Source organism: Lewinellaceae bacterium, from assembly GCA_020636135.1.
Classification (GTDB): domain Bacteria; phylum Bacteroidota; class Bacteroidia; order Chitinophagales; family Saprospiraceae; genus JAGQXC01.
In genome coordinates this window covers 482,501-500,275 of sequence record JACJYK010000001.1, presented here as the reverse complement: position 1 = coordinate 500,275, position 17,775 = coordinate 482,501, and the positions used below count along the sequence as shown (strand labels likewise).

Here is a 17,775-nt window from a genome sequence, read left to right as displayed (position 1 = left end):
TTTACCCAAACCAGAATAAATCTTTTCCATCCAACTGGCACAGGAAATACCAATCCACAGAGTGTTCATAGGAAAGTTAAACCCATACCAGTTATAAAACCGGTGTAGGATTCTTAAATAAGACTAGCAAAGAGAGCCGAAAAATAAAAGATCGAATTGACTATCCAAAGCAATTATAGCATTAAAACTTCCGAAATCACATGTATATTAAACATATAAAATAAACAACATACTAATTATAAATCAAAACTTTACAAATATCATTTTAATCGATATTAATATTAAAATTATTCATATTCCTAACTATAAGATCATTACACATTACAACAATGTTTGAAATAAAAGTGCCCGGAAATAATTTATTTCCGGGCACTTTTATTTTTTTACTCCTAAACAGACTTATTTGATCAAGATCATCTTGCGGACCTGGACATAATCCTTGGTCTGCAACTGATAATGCAAGACCCCTGAACGTTCCAGTTCCTCCGCTTTTACTTCGATCTCGTGATAGCCCCGGCCATAATTGCCCCGGATCTGTTTCACCATCCTTCCCGAGATGTCCATAATCGTAAGCACGATATCCGATGTTTCTGGCAATTCAAAGCCGATCTTCGTCTGCTCATTGAACGGATTCGGTGTGTTCTGATACAACTTCGGCATCGCCTGTGTCAACACATCGCCTCCCCGGCGGTATTTCAGCCCTACACCCAGCACCTCATCGTTCACTCCATAGGCTTCCGCCGGCGTATAACGCGAATGGATCCGCAAGACATCGCTCAGCCAGCCTTCTTCTCCTGCCTCTATCCGCACATAGAACAATGGGCTCTCCTCCCCTACCGTCACCGGCTGTACTGCATTCCAGCTCATCGTCACCACCCCTTCCTTCGACCACTTGTAGCCGATGTTCTCTGGCTTCAACCCGATCACATCACTGTACACTTCTTCAACCCGGGCATGCAGCGCTTCCAGTGTCCACTGCCAGCCCTCCATCGGTCTATTCCCTTCCGCATACACCGGTACCACCACGCTCTCTCCCTTCATGACCTTCCGGTCTTCCACCCGCAGCCAGTACGTCTGGTCTTCACGGATCTCCGCGCCTGCCAACCCGTTCGGCTGCGACGACCCGTTCACATCCCCTACCTTGATCCCGATGAAGTCCGGATTCCCGGTATATGTCGATGGTTCTACTTTCACTTGTTCCGGGAATGTCCACGGCTCTCCAGGTTCAGGGAACGCATAGTGCTTATCCACAAACCGCCAGCTATGGTTATTCGGGAAGCTATCCAGGATACCCAGGATCACCTTGCGCAGATCCAACAGATCGATCGCCGTCAACGACTTCGAATTGTTGATGTCCGCTGCGATCAGCTGATAGGGCGTCTCCAGCATCTCGATTCCCAACAGGTGCTTCTGGATCTTCAACAAGTCCAGCGTCGATACCCCGTTTAATACCCGGTCGTTGCGGAATGGATTCAACTCATATTGACCATTTTCATCCATGCCCTCTACCGTATATTTACCCGATACATCCGTCATCACCGACGTCATCTGCGGTACTTTAACCTCTACGTATTCTACCCCTGTACCCTGTTCGGTCTGGATCGTGCCCTCTACCGTCTGCAATGGACTGCTTATGTCACTGCACGCATCGCCCGTATTGTCCTGGATGCGCAGATCTACCGTACAATGATCCCGGTTGCCGTCCGCATCAATCACCCACATATCCACTTTAAACACATTCTCCTTACCGTTCGGGATGTCTTCACAGATGTACGTCCTGCTCGGTGTTTCTCCGTCCTCCGTAAAGCTGAACACCAGATCCTCCGCTGCTGTGCAGTTGTCATAACTGCCTGCATCCAGATCCGAAGCCCACACCGTGATCGAACCGCCGATTTCCATGATTACCGTCACGATCCCATCGTAACAATAGGGCGTCGGCGCTTTACAATCCCGGATCGTTAGCTGTGTATAACACGTATCTGCATTGCCACACAGGTCTTCTGCTATCAAGGACACTTCGTACGTCCCATAGGCCAGCATTTCGTGCAGTACCCGGCCACTACCGTAGATCAGCGCTACCGGCTCGTCAACCTCCCGCACACTATACCGGTAGCTGATCGAGGCACTGTCCGTACAGTTATCCACCGCTGTTCCCAGCAACAACACCACCGAGTCCGCACCACATGTCGCATTGTATGTACACAGTACCGTGTCGCTTATACAGCTTATCGCCGGTGACACCTCATCGATCACATCGATCAACTGCGTATACAGCATGTACCCATCCCCATTGTCTTTCAGGTAGCGGTACACACACTTCCGGTCACTACCCGCATATACCCGGTCATCTACGATCACATCCGGATACGCTGGATGATGCAGGTTCTGGTCCGCATTGAATACACACCAGTCGATCACCTTCCACGTACGCTGGATCTGGTAACACCCCGCTCCCGATACTTCATAGATCTCATCTTCATAATGGATACCGATCAGTTCACAGTCGTCATCCGTGATCAGCGGCGCTCCTGCTCCGTTAAGCTCCGCTTCCAGAGACCCTGGCTCTTCGCACGTCACCGTCACATCCGCCGGGAAGATCACTTCAAAATCACTCCGCGGCAATACATGGATCGATTGATGCGCCGTGCTTGAGTTGCCACACCCATCCTCTACCGTCCAGCTTCTCGTCAGCGTTCCCACACCACATTCATTCAGCCCACCTTCTTCTTTGTAGTCAATGTACAATTCTTCCAGCGGTGTGCAATTATCCGTTATCACCGGTTCTCCTCCTTCCACTTTTACCTTGCCGCCACCCGGCTGGTCATATTTATCCAGCCACAGCCACAGCATACAGTACGTCGGCATCCAGCTCGCATGTGCATCCTTTAATGCACGCTCCGGCTGCCACAAATTGTATCCACAGGAGTCCGCTCCATAGTAATCAAACTTCGGCCCCTGATAATAACCATACTTGCCTCCGTCCCACGGCAGCTCCAGACAACAACGGCCACCGACCTCATCATCGTACCATCCACTCTCCGGACAACTGCCCGTCGTCAGGTAATCTCCCCACGGTGAACATACATTCCACGCATAACCCGGTGCATGCAACACGTAGTTGCCCGCTTCTCCCAACTTAAACGGTACCTCTACCCAGTACGGAACCCCGTCGCAATAGACCGTGATGTCCTCCGGCGCTTCTACAACCGGTGCTTCCTTATCATCTTTCCGCACCTGGATCATGCAATCACTCGACAAGTGTGGGAACCACCAACGGCTCGCACTCAATTCTACCACCTCAGGATATTTCTGCTGTACCTCTGCCCATCTCTCTAGCAAGGCCTCCGTCGGATAACTGCAACACAACGGATTCCGGTGCGGTACCCCCGGACTTAATGACGCTACGCCTATGCACGCCGTCGTATAATCCGAATCACACAGATCCGGCCGCAGACGCTGATAGTGACTCACCGAATCGTAATTTAACCGGTAATAGCACGCAAAGTCATTGTACAGATTCCAGCAGTACCAGTCATGCTCTGTCCCTTTAAACACATGCGGATCGTATTGCGGCATCCCGCACGCTTCATAAACCCGCAATACCACTTGTTCTTCTTTACACGCCGTGATATCGGCATAATCATTAAATATATAGCAGTCGATCCAGTGCTCGATCAGCTCATTGCGCGCCAACGTATCGTAGTGATACAGCTCTGGGTTGCACGCATTCAACTGCTCCCGCCAGTACGTCCGCCAGTAGCTGATCTCATTCATCGTCGCTACCGCAAAGTGCAGCGTCTCACAACAGCCATCGTAGCTACCATCGTCCAGGTCCTTCGCATAGATCCGTGCCCAGCAACTGTCTGGATCCAGCGTCACCTGCGTGATCTCATCGCATACCGGTATCGGCGCTACATCATCAAGTACCCATACCGCCTGGATGATCTCTCGCTGATTCCAGCAGCCATCCGTCACATAATAATGGATGTTATAATCCCCTGCCGGTAAATACAGGTGCTCCTCTTTGCCTACGCCCAACTCGCCTTCCAGCGTCACCGTCTTCCCTTTCTCCGCCGTATACGTCACCGAATACGTCACCTGTATCAAAGATTCCGCCTTCTCCGCATTGTTCTTATAAAACTTATACGCACATTCTTCCGTGATCTCGGGCCTTGCTATCACCACCGCTGCCTTACAGTCATGTGCCGTGACCGCTACCGTAACCGGTGCAGGCTGTTTTACTACCGGTGGCGTATTATCTACCACCTTGATCAACTGCGTACAATGGATCTCCGTACCACGGCACCAGTCTTTGATGATCCAGTTCCTTCTGATCATGTACGTCGGCTCACACAACCCGATCACATCATCCTGATAATCCACAATGATGTTGCAGCCGTGATGGATGTCCCATACATACGTCGTATCTCCGTCTACCACCAGATACGGCACATCTACCAGACCCGCTACCCGGCCTTCTTTTACCAACGGCTTCGGATGTGGGATCCCTGCTGCATCGATCGTCACCAAGGTCGTATCCCATAATTTGTATTTCCCTTCTATATCTTTCGTGCAGCACTCCAGGATCGTGTCCGCCGGGCAATGAAGATCATCAAGACTCTCTCGCCTTACGTAGATGTCCTGCTCACATTCCCGGTAATTACCCCACGCATCCGTAGCTCGTACCTTCCGGTGCATTACGCCCGACAATTCCGTATTCTCACTGCAATTGTAGTCCGTCCACACTTCTTCCAATAAATCCAGCTTCGGTACAAAACTGCAATTCTCCTCTACCTGCGGCAATTCCGGGATCGGCTCGATACAACTCACCGTATGATCTTCGCAGATGATCTGCGGAGGCCGCTTGTCTTCTACATGGATCACGCCCCAGCAGCGGTTCCCATTCGTCGTATCGATGATGTTGTACGTCAGATCCTGACCCATCTCGTTCTCCGTGATCAGGCTACCGATCTTCACATTCGAACTCGTCGTCAACGTAATCTTATACGGATCATCGCAGCCTTCTATATAGTTCTGCATGATCACCGACGCATCAACCTCGAAACTGCAGTTCGATCCCAAACTTACTGTGATCTCATCGTTACATGTCGGTGGCAACGGGCTCGGTGGACAAGGACATGTTACCAGCAGTACCGTCTCACACGTCGATACGTTACCTGCATAATCCCGTACATACAGCGTCACCCGTCTGACCAGCGTCACATTGTAGAAAAAGTCACAGTTGAAGTTCGCACGGTCAAGCCACATGCTGTCTATACCACAATTATCTGTACTTCCGTTATCGATCGAGTCGACCAGGATCGTTGCGATCCCGTTATCATTCGCCATGATCCGGAAAGTATCCACGCACCGCGCATCCGGTGGCGTCACATCCTGTACAATGATCAGATGTTCACAGCTACCAAAATTACCACATCCATCTCCGATCTCATATTCCCGGTACACCAACCGCCGCGTCGGCTGAACTACCGTACGGAACGTTACATACCTGAATGTCGTCGTATCCAGATTGCAATTATCCGTAGCAGTACCCAGGCTGTCCATAAACTGTGACCACGACGTGATGATCGGTATCTCATCTGCTGTACACGAGGCATAAGACGTCGGCGGACACGTCACCTGCGGTGGGATCGTATCCACTACATCGATCGTCTGTAACACCGTATTCGAGTTATTGCATTCATCCACCGCTACCCACGTACGCAGGATCGTCTCTTCCTGCGGGCAGCTGCCTTCTTGTACCACATCCGTATGCATCAGGGTATACGTCCCGCAATCTTCGACAACCGTCGGACCACCCAGATTGCCTACTGAGGTGTCCTGGTCGCACAATATTGTCGTATCTCGAATGAAGATCATCGGCGGCGTCGTATCGATCACCGTGAATAATGCCATCGTCGTATCCGCATTCGAGCACAAGTCTGATGCGATAAACCGTACCGTATCTACCCGCGTAGCTGCACACAAATCCAGCGTACCAACTATTTCATACCTCCAATTGATCACTCCGCAATCATCCGTAGCTTCCGCTCCCCCATTATTCGCTATCCACGCATCAAAATCACCCACATTCATATTCCCGTCACAGTTCACCACGGTATCCATCGCTTCCACCGTGATTGTCGGCGGGCGCGTATCTACGATCGTGATCATCGACATCACCGAATCCTCATTCCCGCATTCATCCATATAGATAAACGTTACCGGGAAGGTATTACTACCGCTCGGATCACACGCATCCGGTACCACCATGTAGCGGTATCTCCAGCTCACCATACCTCCGCATTCATCCGTAGCTGTTGCGTTTCCATGGCGATCCAGGAAGCTCTGCAGCAATGACATCGTCATTTCATTGCACTCGATCGTCGTATCTATCGGCGGCGTGACCAGCATTGGAGCAACTGTATCAACCACCTGGATCAGCTGCGTATCCATCGCCACATGACTGCATGCATCCGTTGCCGTCCAGATCCTTCTGATCATATATTCCTGTGGACAGCTCCCTGCTATCAGCTCATTGTGGTGAACCAAATTCGGCATCCCACAATTATCCATCGCCACCGCATCTCCCAAATTCATGACACTCGTGTCTGAGGTGCAGTAAACGATCGTATCTGCCGGCGCCTGGATCGTCGGAGCAATCGTATCTACCACCGCTATCGTCACCGATACCGTAGATGTATTACCACAGGTGTCCCGGGCTACCCACGTCCGTACAATGGTCGATTCTGCAGAGCAGTTTCCTCCTGAAATGTTATCCATTACCGTCAGCCGGTAATAACCACAGTTATCACTGGCCGTCACCGTAAATACCGGGATCGGATCCTGGCAATTTACCGTGTACATCGCTCCGTCCATCACCCCACTGATCACCGGTGCGATCGAATCCTTGACCACAATCGTCTGCGTTACCGCACTCGAATTATCGCATGCATCCGTAAACACCCATTGATACGTGATTGTCTTGCCATTCACACAACTCGTATCGTTTAAGATCCGTGTCAATACCCCGGGTACCGATCCCTGACATGCGTCCGTAGCCATCAGTGACACCGCCGCAGGTACATCCGTAGCACAGGCGACCAATGTATTCGCCGGTGGTATGGGTGGTACCGGCGCTACCGTATCAATGTAGGTGAACGTCGCATCCGTACTATCCCGGTTACCGCAGACATCCACCGCATAAAAACGAACTACATAGCTCTCCGTAACACCGCATAACGGTGTATTGCTCAACTCCGTCGTATCCCAGCTGATCGGCCCGCAATCGTCCGTACCCATCGCTCCACCATGATTATTCACCCACGCCGAGTACGCTGTCGTGGCTCCTCCCTCACACTGCACCGTCGTATCCCGCGCCGGAGCCGTGATCGTCGGTGGTACCGTATCCTGGATCATCAGCATCGCCGTCGTCGAATCCACATTACCACATGCATCCGTCGCATAAAAAGTCACCAGTACCGGAGCTTCCCCACAACCGCCGGGGGCAGAACCGTAATTGTTGCTCCACGTCACCGTACTGCATTCTTCTGTCGCCGTAGCTCCTCCGTTGATCGCCAGCCAGCCAGCTATCCCGCCTACTACCGAACAATCAATCGCTGTGTCATTGGCCGGCGTGACCACAGGCGGTGTTACATCACGTATGATAAAGTTAGCCGATGTCGTATCGGCATTGCCACAATCATCCTGAACAATAAATAGCATCGAATCGATCCGTGTAACGGCGCACAGCAGCGTCCGCGAAATCGTCATCGTATCCCACGTGATCATCCCGCAATTATCCGAAGCAGTAGCACGACCATGGAGGTTGATCCACTCCGCAAACGCAGCCACATTACCTGCTCCGTCGCAATTCACTATCGTATCCCGCGCAGGTGTCAAAACGGGCGCAGTACGATCTCGGAAAATCAAGTAATTAATAACTGAATCCGCATTTCCACAAAAATCAGTTGCCCTATAGGTCCTTTTAATAATCGTTTCTGATGGACAACTGTTCGGTAAATACATATCCATGTATTCTACACTGACGCTACCACATGCATCTGTAGCCCCTGGTAAAATAGTAGGTAATGTATCCGTACAGTCGTAGTAAATGGAATCATCCCTGACCAACGTCGTAAATACGGGTGGCAAGGAGTCTTTTACATGGATCATCCGTTCTACACTATCTTTATTGCCGCACGCATCCATAAAGATCCATCGCTCAATAATGCTGTACTCGCAAGAGGGCGTCTCAGATATTCGACGAGGCACCACTGTGATGGGTGATCCGGAACATGCATCGGTAGCCGTAAGTACCATCGGTAATGGAACACTTAATGGGCACCCTACCAGGGTGTCGTTAGGCGTTGGAGGCAAAATTGGTGCAACGGTATCAATGTAGGTAAAAGTAGCATCGGTACTATCCCGGTTTCCGCAAGCATCGATGGCATAGAAACGTACATCATACGCCCTGGTCAATCCACAGCCAGGAGCATTAGTAATTTCTGTGTATGCCCAGGTAACGGCGCCACAATCGTCACTGGCCATGGCTCCTCCATGATTGTTCAACCAATCCATGTAGGAGGTTGTCAAACCACCTTCACATTGTACCATCGTATCTCGTGCGGGAGGGTTAATTGTTGGAGGTATGTCATCTTGTATCGTAAGATTTACCGTAAAGGAATCTACGTTATTGCAATCATCCGTTGCATAGAAAGTGACCGGGACTGAACTGTTTCCAGAACATGCATTCGGAGCACCACCAAAATTGTTGGTCCATGTTACATTCCCACACAGATCGGTAGCATTTCCTCCAGCATGGGTATCCAGCCAATTCTGTAGCTCCATCTGTTGTCCCCCACCGCAGTCTATCATGATATCCATCCCTGGAGTCACCATAGGTGGAGTTTGATCCCGAATGATAAATACCGCTGTAAAACTGTCTTGATTACCGCAGGCATCGATGGCATAAAAACGAACACTATCCCGGTAGGTATTGCCACACATTGGTATCCGTGCAAGGGTGGTCGTATCCCAGGAAACAACATTACAAACATCAGTAGCGGCCCCTCCAGCATGGGAATCAATCCAACTGGAAAATTCTGCCACATTTCCTGCACCATCACATTCTACTATTTGGTTGTTTCCCGGCGTTACCATCGGAGGTGTCAAATCCCTTATGGCAAAAACAGCACTGAAACTATCTCTATTTCCACACGCATCGATCGCATAGAATCGAACGCTGTCCCTGTAAGTATTTCCACAAACTTGAATACGTGCAAGCGTCATGGTATCCCATGTCACCGAGCTACAAATATCGGTTGCTGTTCCTCCAGCATGGGTGTTGATCCAATTCTGGTAGGCAGCAATATTTCCACTTCCATCGCATTCCACCGTCTGATTAGACCCCGGGGTCAAAACCGGTGGCACATCATCGATAATGATGAACTTGGCAGTTGTTACCGCCGAGTTTCCGCAAGCATCTACGGCCGTAAACCGAATGCTATCCGTGCGCGTAGAACCACACATTGGTGTGGAAGTAATTACGGCATTAATCCAATTCACACCTCCGCAATCATCGGTCGCTTCTGCACCTCCGTGGTTCATAATCCATCGGTTGTAATCATCAACATTACCTGCTCCATCACATTGAACAATGGTATCCATAGCTGGAACGGTAATCATAGGAGGTGTGTCGTCCTGAATAGTAAGGTCAGCCGTTGTCGAATCAATATTTCCACACGCATCGCTTGCATAGAATGTTACCGGAATGCTGTTATTTACTCCGCATGCATCCGGAGCACTGCCAAAGTTGGAACTCCAAGTGATCGCACTACAATCATCACTGGCAGTAGCGCCCCCGTGGTTGTTCAACCAGTTAGTTAAAGCGGTTGGGCCCGCAGCACAATCAATCGTAATCGGCATCGCAGGCGTTATCGTTGGCGGCGTAATGTCAATAATTATGAATTTTGCTCCGGTTGTGTCCGCATAGCCACACAGATCTGTTGCGATGAAAATGACACTATCCTCTCTTGTGGCACCACACAATGGTGTTGAGCTGATCACTTGATGCGACCAGGTTACCGGCCCGCAATCGTCCGTAGCAGTTGCTCTTCCATGCAAAGCAATCCAATCATTATAGTCGGCCGTATTTCCGGCGCCATCACATTCTACTATACTATCTCGTGCAGGTGTAAGCACTGGAGGAGTTGTATCCACAAAAAACAACCAGTTAACATAAATACTGTCATTTCCGCATAAGTCCGTTATCGTATACGTACGCATAATGCGTCTAACATTCGGATTGGCCGGACACGGAGATGGCAATGTAACATCAATGTATTCCGCTGAAACACTTCCACAGTTATCTTCTCCGTCAGGCAGTACCGTTGGCAGCGTATCATTGCAGGAAAAATAGATGGTATCGTTTGGTACAATTGATGTAAAATAAGGCCTTATGGAGTCTACTACCCGGATGAATTGCTGCACACTATCTACATTACCACAGGGATCCATAAAACGCCAAGTGCGGGTAATGGTATAATCGCAGGAGGGCACAGATCGATCAAACGGAAATGCAATAATCTGACCTGCACATGCATCCATAGCCACCAACGGGCCCGGGAACGGAACATTGAATGGACAGTTTACAGTCGTATCAAAGGGCGGAATTGGCAGCACAGGAGGCGTCGTATCCTGTACTACAATGATCTGCACGCAGGAGTTACTGTTCCCACAGGCATCTGTTGCAATCCAGGTACGGATGGTGGTAGAAGTACCGGAACATCCATTCATTACCTGATTCATGTGTGAAACGGATACGGTACTGCACAAGTCACTGGATATGGGGGTTCCCGTATTCGCTACTGATGTATCCCCCGGACAGTTCATGGTGACATTCGGTGGACAAGTGATCACCGGACGGGTAGTATCCAAAACCTGAATGACCTGAACACAGGTGTTGGAATTCAGACAGGCATCGGTTGCACGCCAAGTCCTTGTTATGGTATAATTTGCCGGACAACTACCGGGGGTAATCTGAGTGGTGCGGCTGATCAGCACAGGAGAACTACATACATCTGTACCAGTGGCGACTCCAGTTGATGCAACACTAGTATCATTTGGACAAAATACTGTGACCGGAGCTGGACAGTTAATCACAGGACGCGTGGTATCCAGCACCTGGATCATCTGAACACAACTGTTGGAGTTACCACAGGCATCTATCGTCCGCCAAGTCCGGTTAATGGTATAATTCGCCGGACAACTTCCAGGAATGATTTGATTGCTATGGGAAACGGATACCGGGTTGTTACAATTATCCATACCTGTGGCCATTCCATTCGCTCCAGCACTGGTGTCCGCCGGGCAATATAAAGTCACATTAGCCGGGCAGACAATGGTTGGACGCGTGGTATCCTGAACAATAATGGATTGCACGCAGGTATTGGTATTACCGCAGGCATCAACCGCTCTCCAGGTCCTTTGAATGGAGAAGGTATTGGCACAAGGACCTGGTGTAACCTGATTGGAACGGGTAACTGTAGGGCTTGGCATGCAGTTATCCGATGCCGTTGCCATTCCGGTTGCAGCCGCTGATGTATCGGCTCCACAATTCAGGGTAAGATTCGCCGGGCAGTTTATGGTTGGCGGGGTATTGTCTTCAACCGTGATGGTTTGTACGCAACTGGCTGAATTGTCACAATCATCGGTAGCCACCCAGGTTCTGGTGATGGTAATGCAAGGCGCTGTACCGGCAGTTACGTCCGAATAGGTGATGGTTGGAGTAGGATCCTGGTCATCGGTAGCCGTAGCGGTACCCGTCACGGCCGGAAGCGTAGATTGTGTGCACTGAACAGTAATGTTTGCAGGACAAGTAATTACAGGATTGGTATTGTCCGTCGTTATTCCGCTGGCATCATAGGTTGAGGATACCGTATCCGCGGTGGAGGAAGTAGCCCAAGCGGTGTTTATTTTGCTACCGGAGGTTAATGCGGTTACCGTTATTTGCAGGGTATCGCTCGTCAAAGGCGGCAAATCGCCAACGGTCCAACAAAAGGTATTAGCCGGCTGCATGGGTGCACAAGCATTGCCGATACAAACGGTTTCCGGACCACTGTGCATCACGGATGCGAATCCGGCAGGAAATGTGTCTTTTACCACCACGGAAGTAGCCACATTGGATACGCCCAGATTTCTGACTACAAACTGGAAGGTCACCACATCACAGGATGAGTTAATAACCGTTTTCTGCAGACTGAGTGACGTGGCACAAAGCTCATAAGCAAAATCCTCCAGACATTGGGCGAGGGTGCTAAAGTTTTCAATTGTCCAATCGGAGGTACCGATGGAATTGACTCCATTCATGTATTGGGTAGGACCGCTCATTGCTTGCAGGTTGGTACTGTTGATTCCGGTTCCCACTCCCAGCATGAACATGTGGGTGCCTTCGTTTTTCATTTTGTTGGCAATCTTCACCGGGTTGACCACCGAGGCATTGCCCGAGCAGTTTGTCGAAGAAGTGGTGCCATATGCGGTAGGTTCTCCATCCGTGAAGAATATCAACAAATCAGGTTGAATAGCCAGATTGTCCGCGTCATTGATGGCATCATGCCAGTTGGTGTTGCCACTTGGGCTGTAGGTCTGGCCATTGAAAGGAACACCGTTGAAATATCCGGTAACACTGGCAATCAGTGCGTTATTGATCAACTGATAGTTGGTAACCAGTCTGGAAGTAGCATTAAATTCAATGATCGCCATTTCGACGCCACTGCCATTCAAAGCGTTCATAAAGGCCAAAACACCGTCCCGTACATCATTCGTTGCACCGGAGTTACCAATGGATCCGGATTCATCCAGAATAAAGACCATCTGCAGGTCATCACACGTTGCCGTCAGATCCGGGTTATCGGTAGGTGCCGGTAAAAAACAATCCCCGCACACCAGTGGATCGGAATTACAGTCGGTACAAATGACCGATGGATCCGGATTAACCACACAGATGTCGATGGGTGTACAACAATCTTCGGTTGACTCCTTAATATAATAGGTAGCAATACCAGCACTTGCCGGTGCCGTCACTGTAAAGCTGGTTCCGGTGGTTGTTTGCAAGGGGGCACCAACGCCACATCCCGCTGAACCATACAGCTCCCAAACGCCAGTCGGCGGCGTGATGCCGATATCCAGGTTAAACATTTGATTAACCTCTACCTGTGAGGGAGCCGTAACCGGAGGTCCCGAACCACAACAAAAATCACAGAAATCACCCAGATCAAAAACATTACTGTTGTCTGAATCCCAGTTAGGGGTCGTGATTATTGCTGCGCGTAGATCTGTTGGTGAACCTGAAATGGTACTACAATCGTATTGAGCGTTATCCCGTTCAGGTGAAATAGCTAAGCCAAGGCCAGACATGGAAAATACAGAAGGTTGTGCAGATGTATTTTCATTGGTCGCATTGGAATCCCAGGTGCCGTTCATTTGAATCGCAGCCACAAAGTGCGATTGATCAACACCGGTGGGAGCCGTGCCTTGATAAGCAAATATTTGATCACCAGATGTTGAAAGTTGAAATGAACCTGCAGAAACTACTGTTGCAATGGCGCCACTTGAAGAGCTAACAGTCCAACTGCCACCCTGATTGGACACAACGAGGGATGTACCACAGGTAAAATCGTTCACGAAAGTTACAGTCAAGGTTCCCTCTCCTGCCCTAAATCCTCCTGCTGACAACCACCCATTGTCTGTAAATGTAAGGGTAGTACCCGCCATTATGTCCGTAAGTAGAACAAATGAAAATTCGTCCGGATTATCAGATTGATACCCTGTGAACATGATGTCTCCCATGGTCAATACCGTCGCCATCATAGGCATCGATTGATCCGATAGATTACTTGTTATGGTATTGGATGTTTCAAATTTAGCATTCGAGTGCTGATTAACCCTAAATAAGCTTCCGGCAATAGCCACAACACTTATCCCTGCTAATAAACCTATGTAACGGTAAGCACTTCTCATATAGTTGGGTTTTGGCCTTCAGTCGGATTTTCCTGATCTCGAAATCCAGTTCTTTCTGAAGCTTGTGAGGTGCCATATCCTGTGAAACCTTGGCGTGACCAAGTTGCGACTAGGTCAATCCGAAATTTACTTCGGGACCACGCATGCAATAAATTTGGACAATTGTAGACACATCCCATAGGCATCATCAAACTGTGACATCCAAGCACAGGTAAATGATTAGAAAATCGTCTTTTCTAAAAAATTTCGTCTTCTCCTGCCTGGCAGGATTGTAGTATTCCTAAGATGAGAGACGGAGGTCCAGAATGACCTACTTCATGTAGTTAGAGAGGGCTAAAATAGCAGGAAAAAAAGAATTATCATTCCTTTTATATAGGAAAAATTAATATAATAACACATAGAATGTTATTATAATATAATTCGTTATTCATCTGATAATCAATGTATTGAAATTAATATTTATTATTTAGCTTAATCGTAAGAATTGGCATTATTAGGCATATACACATTATCAATATTACAATATATAATAAGCTGAAAACACTAATAAATGTCACACATTTATGAAAATTACATATAAAAAAAGCTGACCGTTAATCAGTCAGCTTGCAATGTTAAATATGTGATTTTTCATTAATCTTGGTGTGTATGACCGTCCTTCACATGATCATTTTGGGCTACATATTCCATACCACAAACCGGGCATTTACCTGGCTCATTACTACCACTTCCTTCACAATGCATAGGACAAACATAAGCACTGGTATATTCTTTGCCTTGTCCATGAACAGTTGTGGTATCCGTTGATTGTCCTGCTTCCGCATGGGTATGATCCATTGAATCCATAGAACCTGATTCCTGCTTTTGTCCACCGCAGGCAACCATCGAAAACAGGGCTGTGCCTAACATCAAAATAAAAACTAACTTTCGCATATTGAAATTTTTAATATTTAATGACCACAAAAATACGATATTTCCTCATTGAAACAGGTCTGAGATCGCTTAATTTTATCCAGTGTACCCAACCCTGTACTGATCCCATCGACCTTCAGTAAATTACCGTTTCACCTTTTCTTTAACCGTGTTATACTTAACTAAAGTAGTTAGAGAATGGTTCATCGCGGCAATATGAACTAAGGGTTTTAAATACCGCAACGAACCTGTATCTGATCGAATTCCAAACAAGATTTATATTCACACCCAGCTATCATTTAACCCCATTTTACTGGACCAAAATGCAGGAATTGAACTACTTTTATGTAATCCGTGCACTCAATTTCTATGCTTATATCAGAACACACCACCATGAGTCAGAACAATTCATATATTAAAATTTTTGTCTATACATGTTGCTTGGTTTGGTACCTGCTGGCAGATGGACAGATTGTCTCCCTTGACCCAACCTTTGCGACTATAAAAGATACCATCACCATCACCTTTGATGCAACGCAGGGAAGCAAGGGGTTGGCCGGTGTATCCCAGGTTTATATGCATGCCGGTTTAATAACCAACCTGAGTGCACCAGGTGGGTGGCGCTATGTACAGGGCAATTGGGGACAGGACGACCCCAGGTAAAATGACCAGCATCGGTAATGATAAGCACACCTTCCGATTTTACATTCCTGATTTTTTGGAGTCCCGCCCACCGAAGAAGTCCAGGAGCTGGCTTTTGTATTCAGAAACATCGATGGAAGTAAAACCGGAAAACTGCTACCGGGGAGATATTTTCGTCCCCTTATACCCTCCGAACATGGTCTGGCCATACAATTGATCTCACCATCCAAAATTTCCGTGACATCTCCGGTGACTTCATTCCGGTGCAAATCCAGTCCAATCAATCCGCTGAATTTTACATCATCGAGGCATCAGACACCCTTTATTCATCATCAGATACCACATCAATAACCACATCTATTTCATCCCAGCCAGGTGATCACTGGATCCGGTTAATTGCCATTTCATCAGATACATCCTGGCAGGATTCCATCTATTTCACCGAATCCGTGGATCTTCCTGCCCTGCCTGTCCCGGATGATCAGGTGCCGGGTATCCATCTGATGAATAACAACCAAATACAGTCATTGCTGGAAGCGCCAGGCAAACAAAATGTTTACTTGCTGGGAGCTTTTAATAATTGGCTGCCTTCAGCAAAATATCAACTCAGCCCTGATACCAGCGGCAACTATTGGTGGGCCTCCTGGTCCCTTGACACCTCTGGCGATACTCCCCTTTTCAATATCTCGTCGATGGTCAGTTGAAAATTCCGGATCCTTACTCTACCCTGGTCCTCGATCCCAATTACGATGCTTCCATTGGGCCTAACTTCCCGGATCTGCCAGCCTACCCTACCGGAAGACCTCCGCATAATCACCTGGCTGCCCCGAGGTTCCCTTTAACTGGCATAACGATAATTATTCGCCTCCTGCATTCGGTAGTCTGAATATCTACGAATTACTAATCCGTGATTTCGTTACCGATCACAGTTATGCAAGCCTGCTTGATTCCCTGGATTACTTGAAAGCGATTAGGCATAAACACCATAGAGCTCATGCCGGTAGCGGAATTTGAAGGCAATGAATCCTGGGGTTATAATACGGACTTCGATGGCCCTGGATAAATATTACGGAACTCGGAAGCTTTCAAGGCGGTGATTGACGGTGCCCATGAGCGTGGTATGGCAGTAATCCTAGATGTTGTATTCAATCACATCACTGGCGCCAGTCCGCTCGCCCAATTGTATTGAACAGCTCAAAAATCAACCGGCAACTGACAATCCCTGGCTGAACGAAACGGCAAGACACCCATTTAATGTTTTCAACGATTTTAACCACGAAAGTCTGGCCACTCAACGGTATATGGACCGGGTTTTGCGCTACTGGGTAGAAAACTTTCACATCGACGGCTACCGGTTTGACCTTTCTAAAGGATTTACACAAAACTATACAACCAATAATACCGACATGTCCAGATATGATCCTTCCCGGTGGCCCTTTTGGATCGTATGGCAAATGTATTATGGCAGTCCAATCCTGACTTGATGCTGATTTTAGAGCATTTCGCTGATATCGAGGAAGAAACGGTCCTGGCTGATCATGGATTTTTATTGTGGAATAATGTGAATGGAGCCTACATTCAGGCGGCTACCGGCTACAATGGTAATTTATCCGGTGCTTCCTACACCATAAGGATTGAGTACCCCGAGTGCGGTGTCCTACATGGAAAGTCACGATGAAGAACGGATGATGTACCGGTATTGACACAGGAAACCAAAACAATGATTACAGTTTACGGATTTACCCCACGGTTTGCGGCATGCAGGACTTGCAACCGTCTTTTTCTTTTCCATACCGGGACCTAAAATGATCTGGCAGTTTGGCGAACTGGGTTACGATTATTCTATAAATGCCTCGCCCGGATGGCAGCATCAGTAATGACTGCCGGCTAGCCAATAAACCCATCCGCTGGGACTACCTGGAACATCAGGATCGAAAGAAGCTGTTTACTACCTACCTGGAAATGATGCAGATGCGACATTCCATCGGCGCTTTCAATAGCAACAATTTTGATCTGGACCTGGCTCAGTTGTCCAAACAGATTACACTATTTGGAGAAGATTCGACCGTGATCGTTATTGGCAATTTTGCAATTGTCGACAGGACCTCTGAAGCCAAGTTCAGTCACACCGGAATGTGGTATGACTTTGTGACCGGCGACAGCCTGGAAGTGACGGATGGTACCATGCCTGTGGATCTTTCG

At 48.3% G+C, this 17,775-nt stretch carries 7 protein-coding genes (1 of these 7 running past the window's edge); 5 read left to right on the top strand and 2 right to left on the bottom strand.

Annotated features, from left to right (window positions below; genetic code table 11):
- Window positions 1-399: 399 nt before the first annotated feature.
- Together H6570_01985 and H6570_01980 are read right to left on the bottom strand one after the other, a co-directional pair.
- Window positions 400-14,019, bottom strand: coding sequence for a VWA domain-containing protein (locus H6570_01985; GenBank protein MCB9318022.1), 13,620 nt, complete (start codon window positions 14,017-14,019; stop codon window positions 400-402).
- 633 nt (window positions 14,020-14,652) lie between these two features.
- The gene (locus tag H6570_01980) at window positions 14,653-14,952 is read right to left on the bottom strand and encodes a hypothetical protein (GenBank protein MCB9318021.1); all 300 of its coding nucleotides are present in this window, start codon (window positions 14,950-14,952) and stop codon (window positions 14,653-14,655) included.
- 420 nt (window positions 14,953-15,372) lie between these two features.
- Between H6570_01980 and H6570_01975 the strand changes: the two genes are divergently transcribed.
- From H6570_01975 to H6570_01955, 5 genes are all read left to right on the top strand, one after another.
- The gene (locus H6570_01975) at window positions 15,373-15,594 is read left to right on the top strand and encodes a hypothetical protein (GenBank protein MCB9318020.1); all 222 of its coding nucleotides are present in this window, start codon (window positions 15,373-15,375) and stop codon (window positions 15,592-15,594) included.
- A gap of 242 nt (window positions 15,595-15,836) precedes the next feature.
- Complete coding sequence (locus H6570_01970) at window positions 15,837-16,277, top strand: hypothetical protein (protein MCB9318019.1); 441 nt, start codon at window positions 15,837-15,839, stop codon at window positions 16,275-16,277.
- 432 nt (window positions 16,278-16,709) lie between these two features.
- Entirely contained in the window at window positions 16,710-17,057 is a 348-nt protein-coding gene (locus H6570_01965) for a hypothetical protein (GenBank protein MCB9318018.1), read from the top strand.
- Window positions 17,057-17,251: a hypothetical protein gene (locus H6570_01960; GenBank protein ID MCB9318017.1), complete on the top strand. Its 195-nt coding sequence runs from the start codon at window positions 17,057-17,059 to the stop codon at window positions 17,249-17,251. The genes H6570_01965 and H6570_01960 overlap by 1 nt, the downstream gene beginning before the upstream one ends.
- 170 nt (window positions 17,252-17,421) lie before the next feature.
- Window positions 17,422-17,775, top strand: the 5' portion of a protein-coding gene (locus tag H6570_01955) for a hypothetical protein (GenBank protein ID MCB9318016.1). Its footprint extends 273 nt past the window's final position; only the first 354 of its 627 coding nucleotides appear in the window; it begins with the start codon at window positions 17,422-17,424; its stop codon lies beyond the right edge, outside the window.

Coding starts and splice junctions, on each gene's coding strand:
- H6570_01960 (MCB9318017.1), top strand. CDS start 17,057: ATGCTGATTTTAGAGCATTTCGCTGATATCGAGGAAGAAACGGTCCTG.
- H6570_01965 (MCB9318018.1), top strand. CDS start 16,710: ATGTTGTATTCAATCACATCACTGGCGCCAGTCCGCTCGCCCAATTGT.
- H6570_01980 (MCB9318021.1), bottom strand. CDS start 14,952: ATGCGAAAGTTAGTTTTTATTTTGATGTTAGGCACAGCCCTGTTTTCG.
- H6570_01985 (MCB9318022.1), bottom strand. CDS start 14,019: ATGAGAAGTGCTTACCGTTACATAGGTTTATTAGCAGGGATAAGTGTT.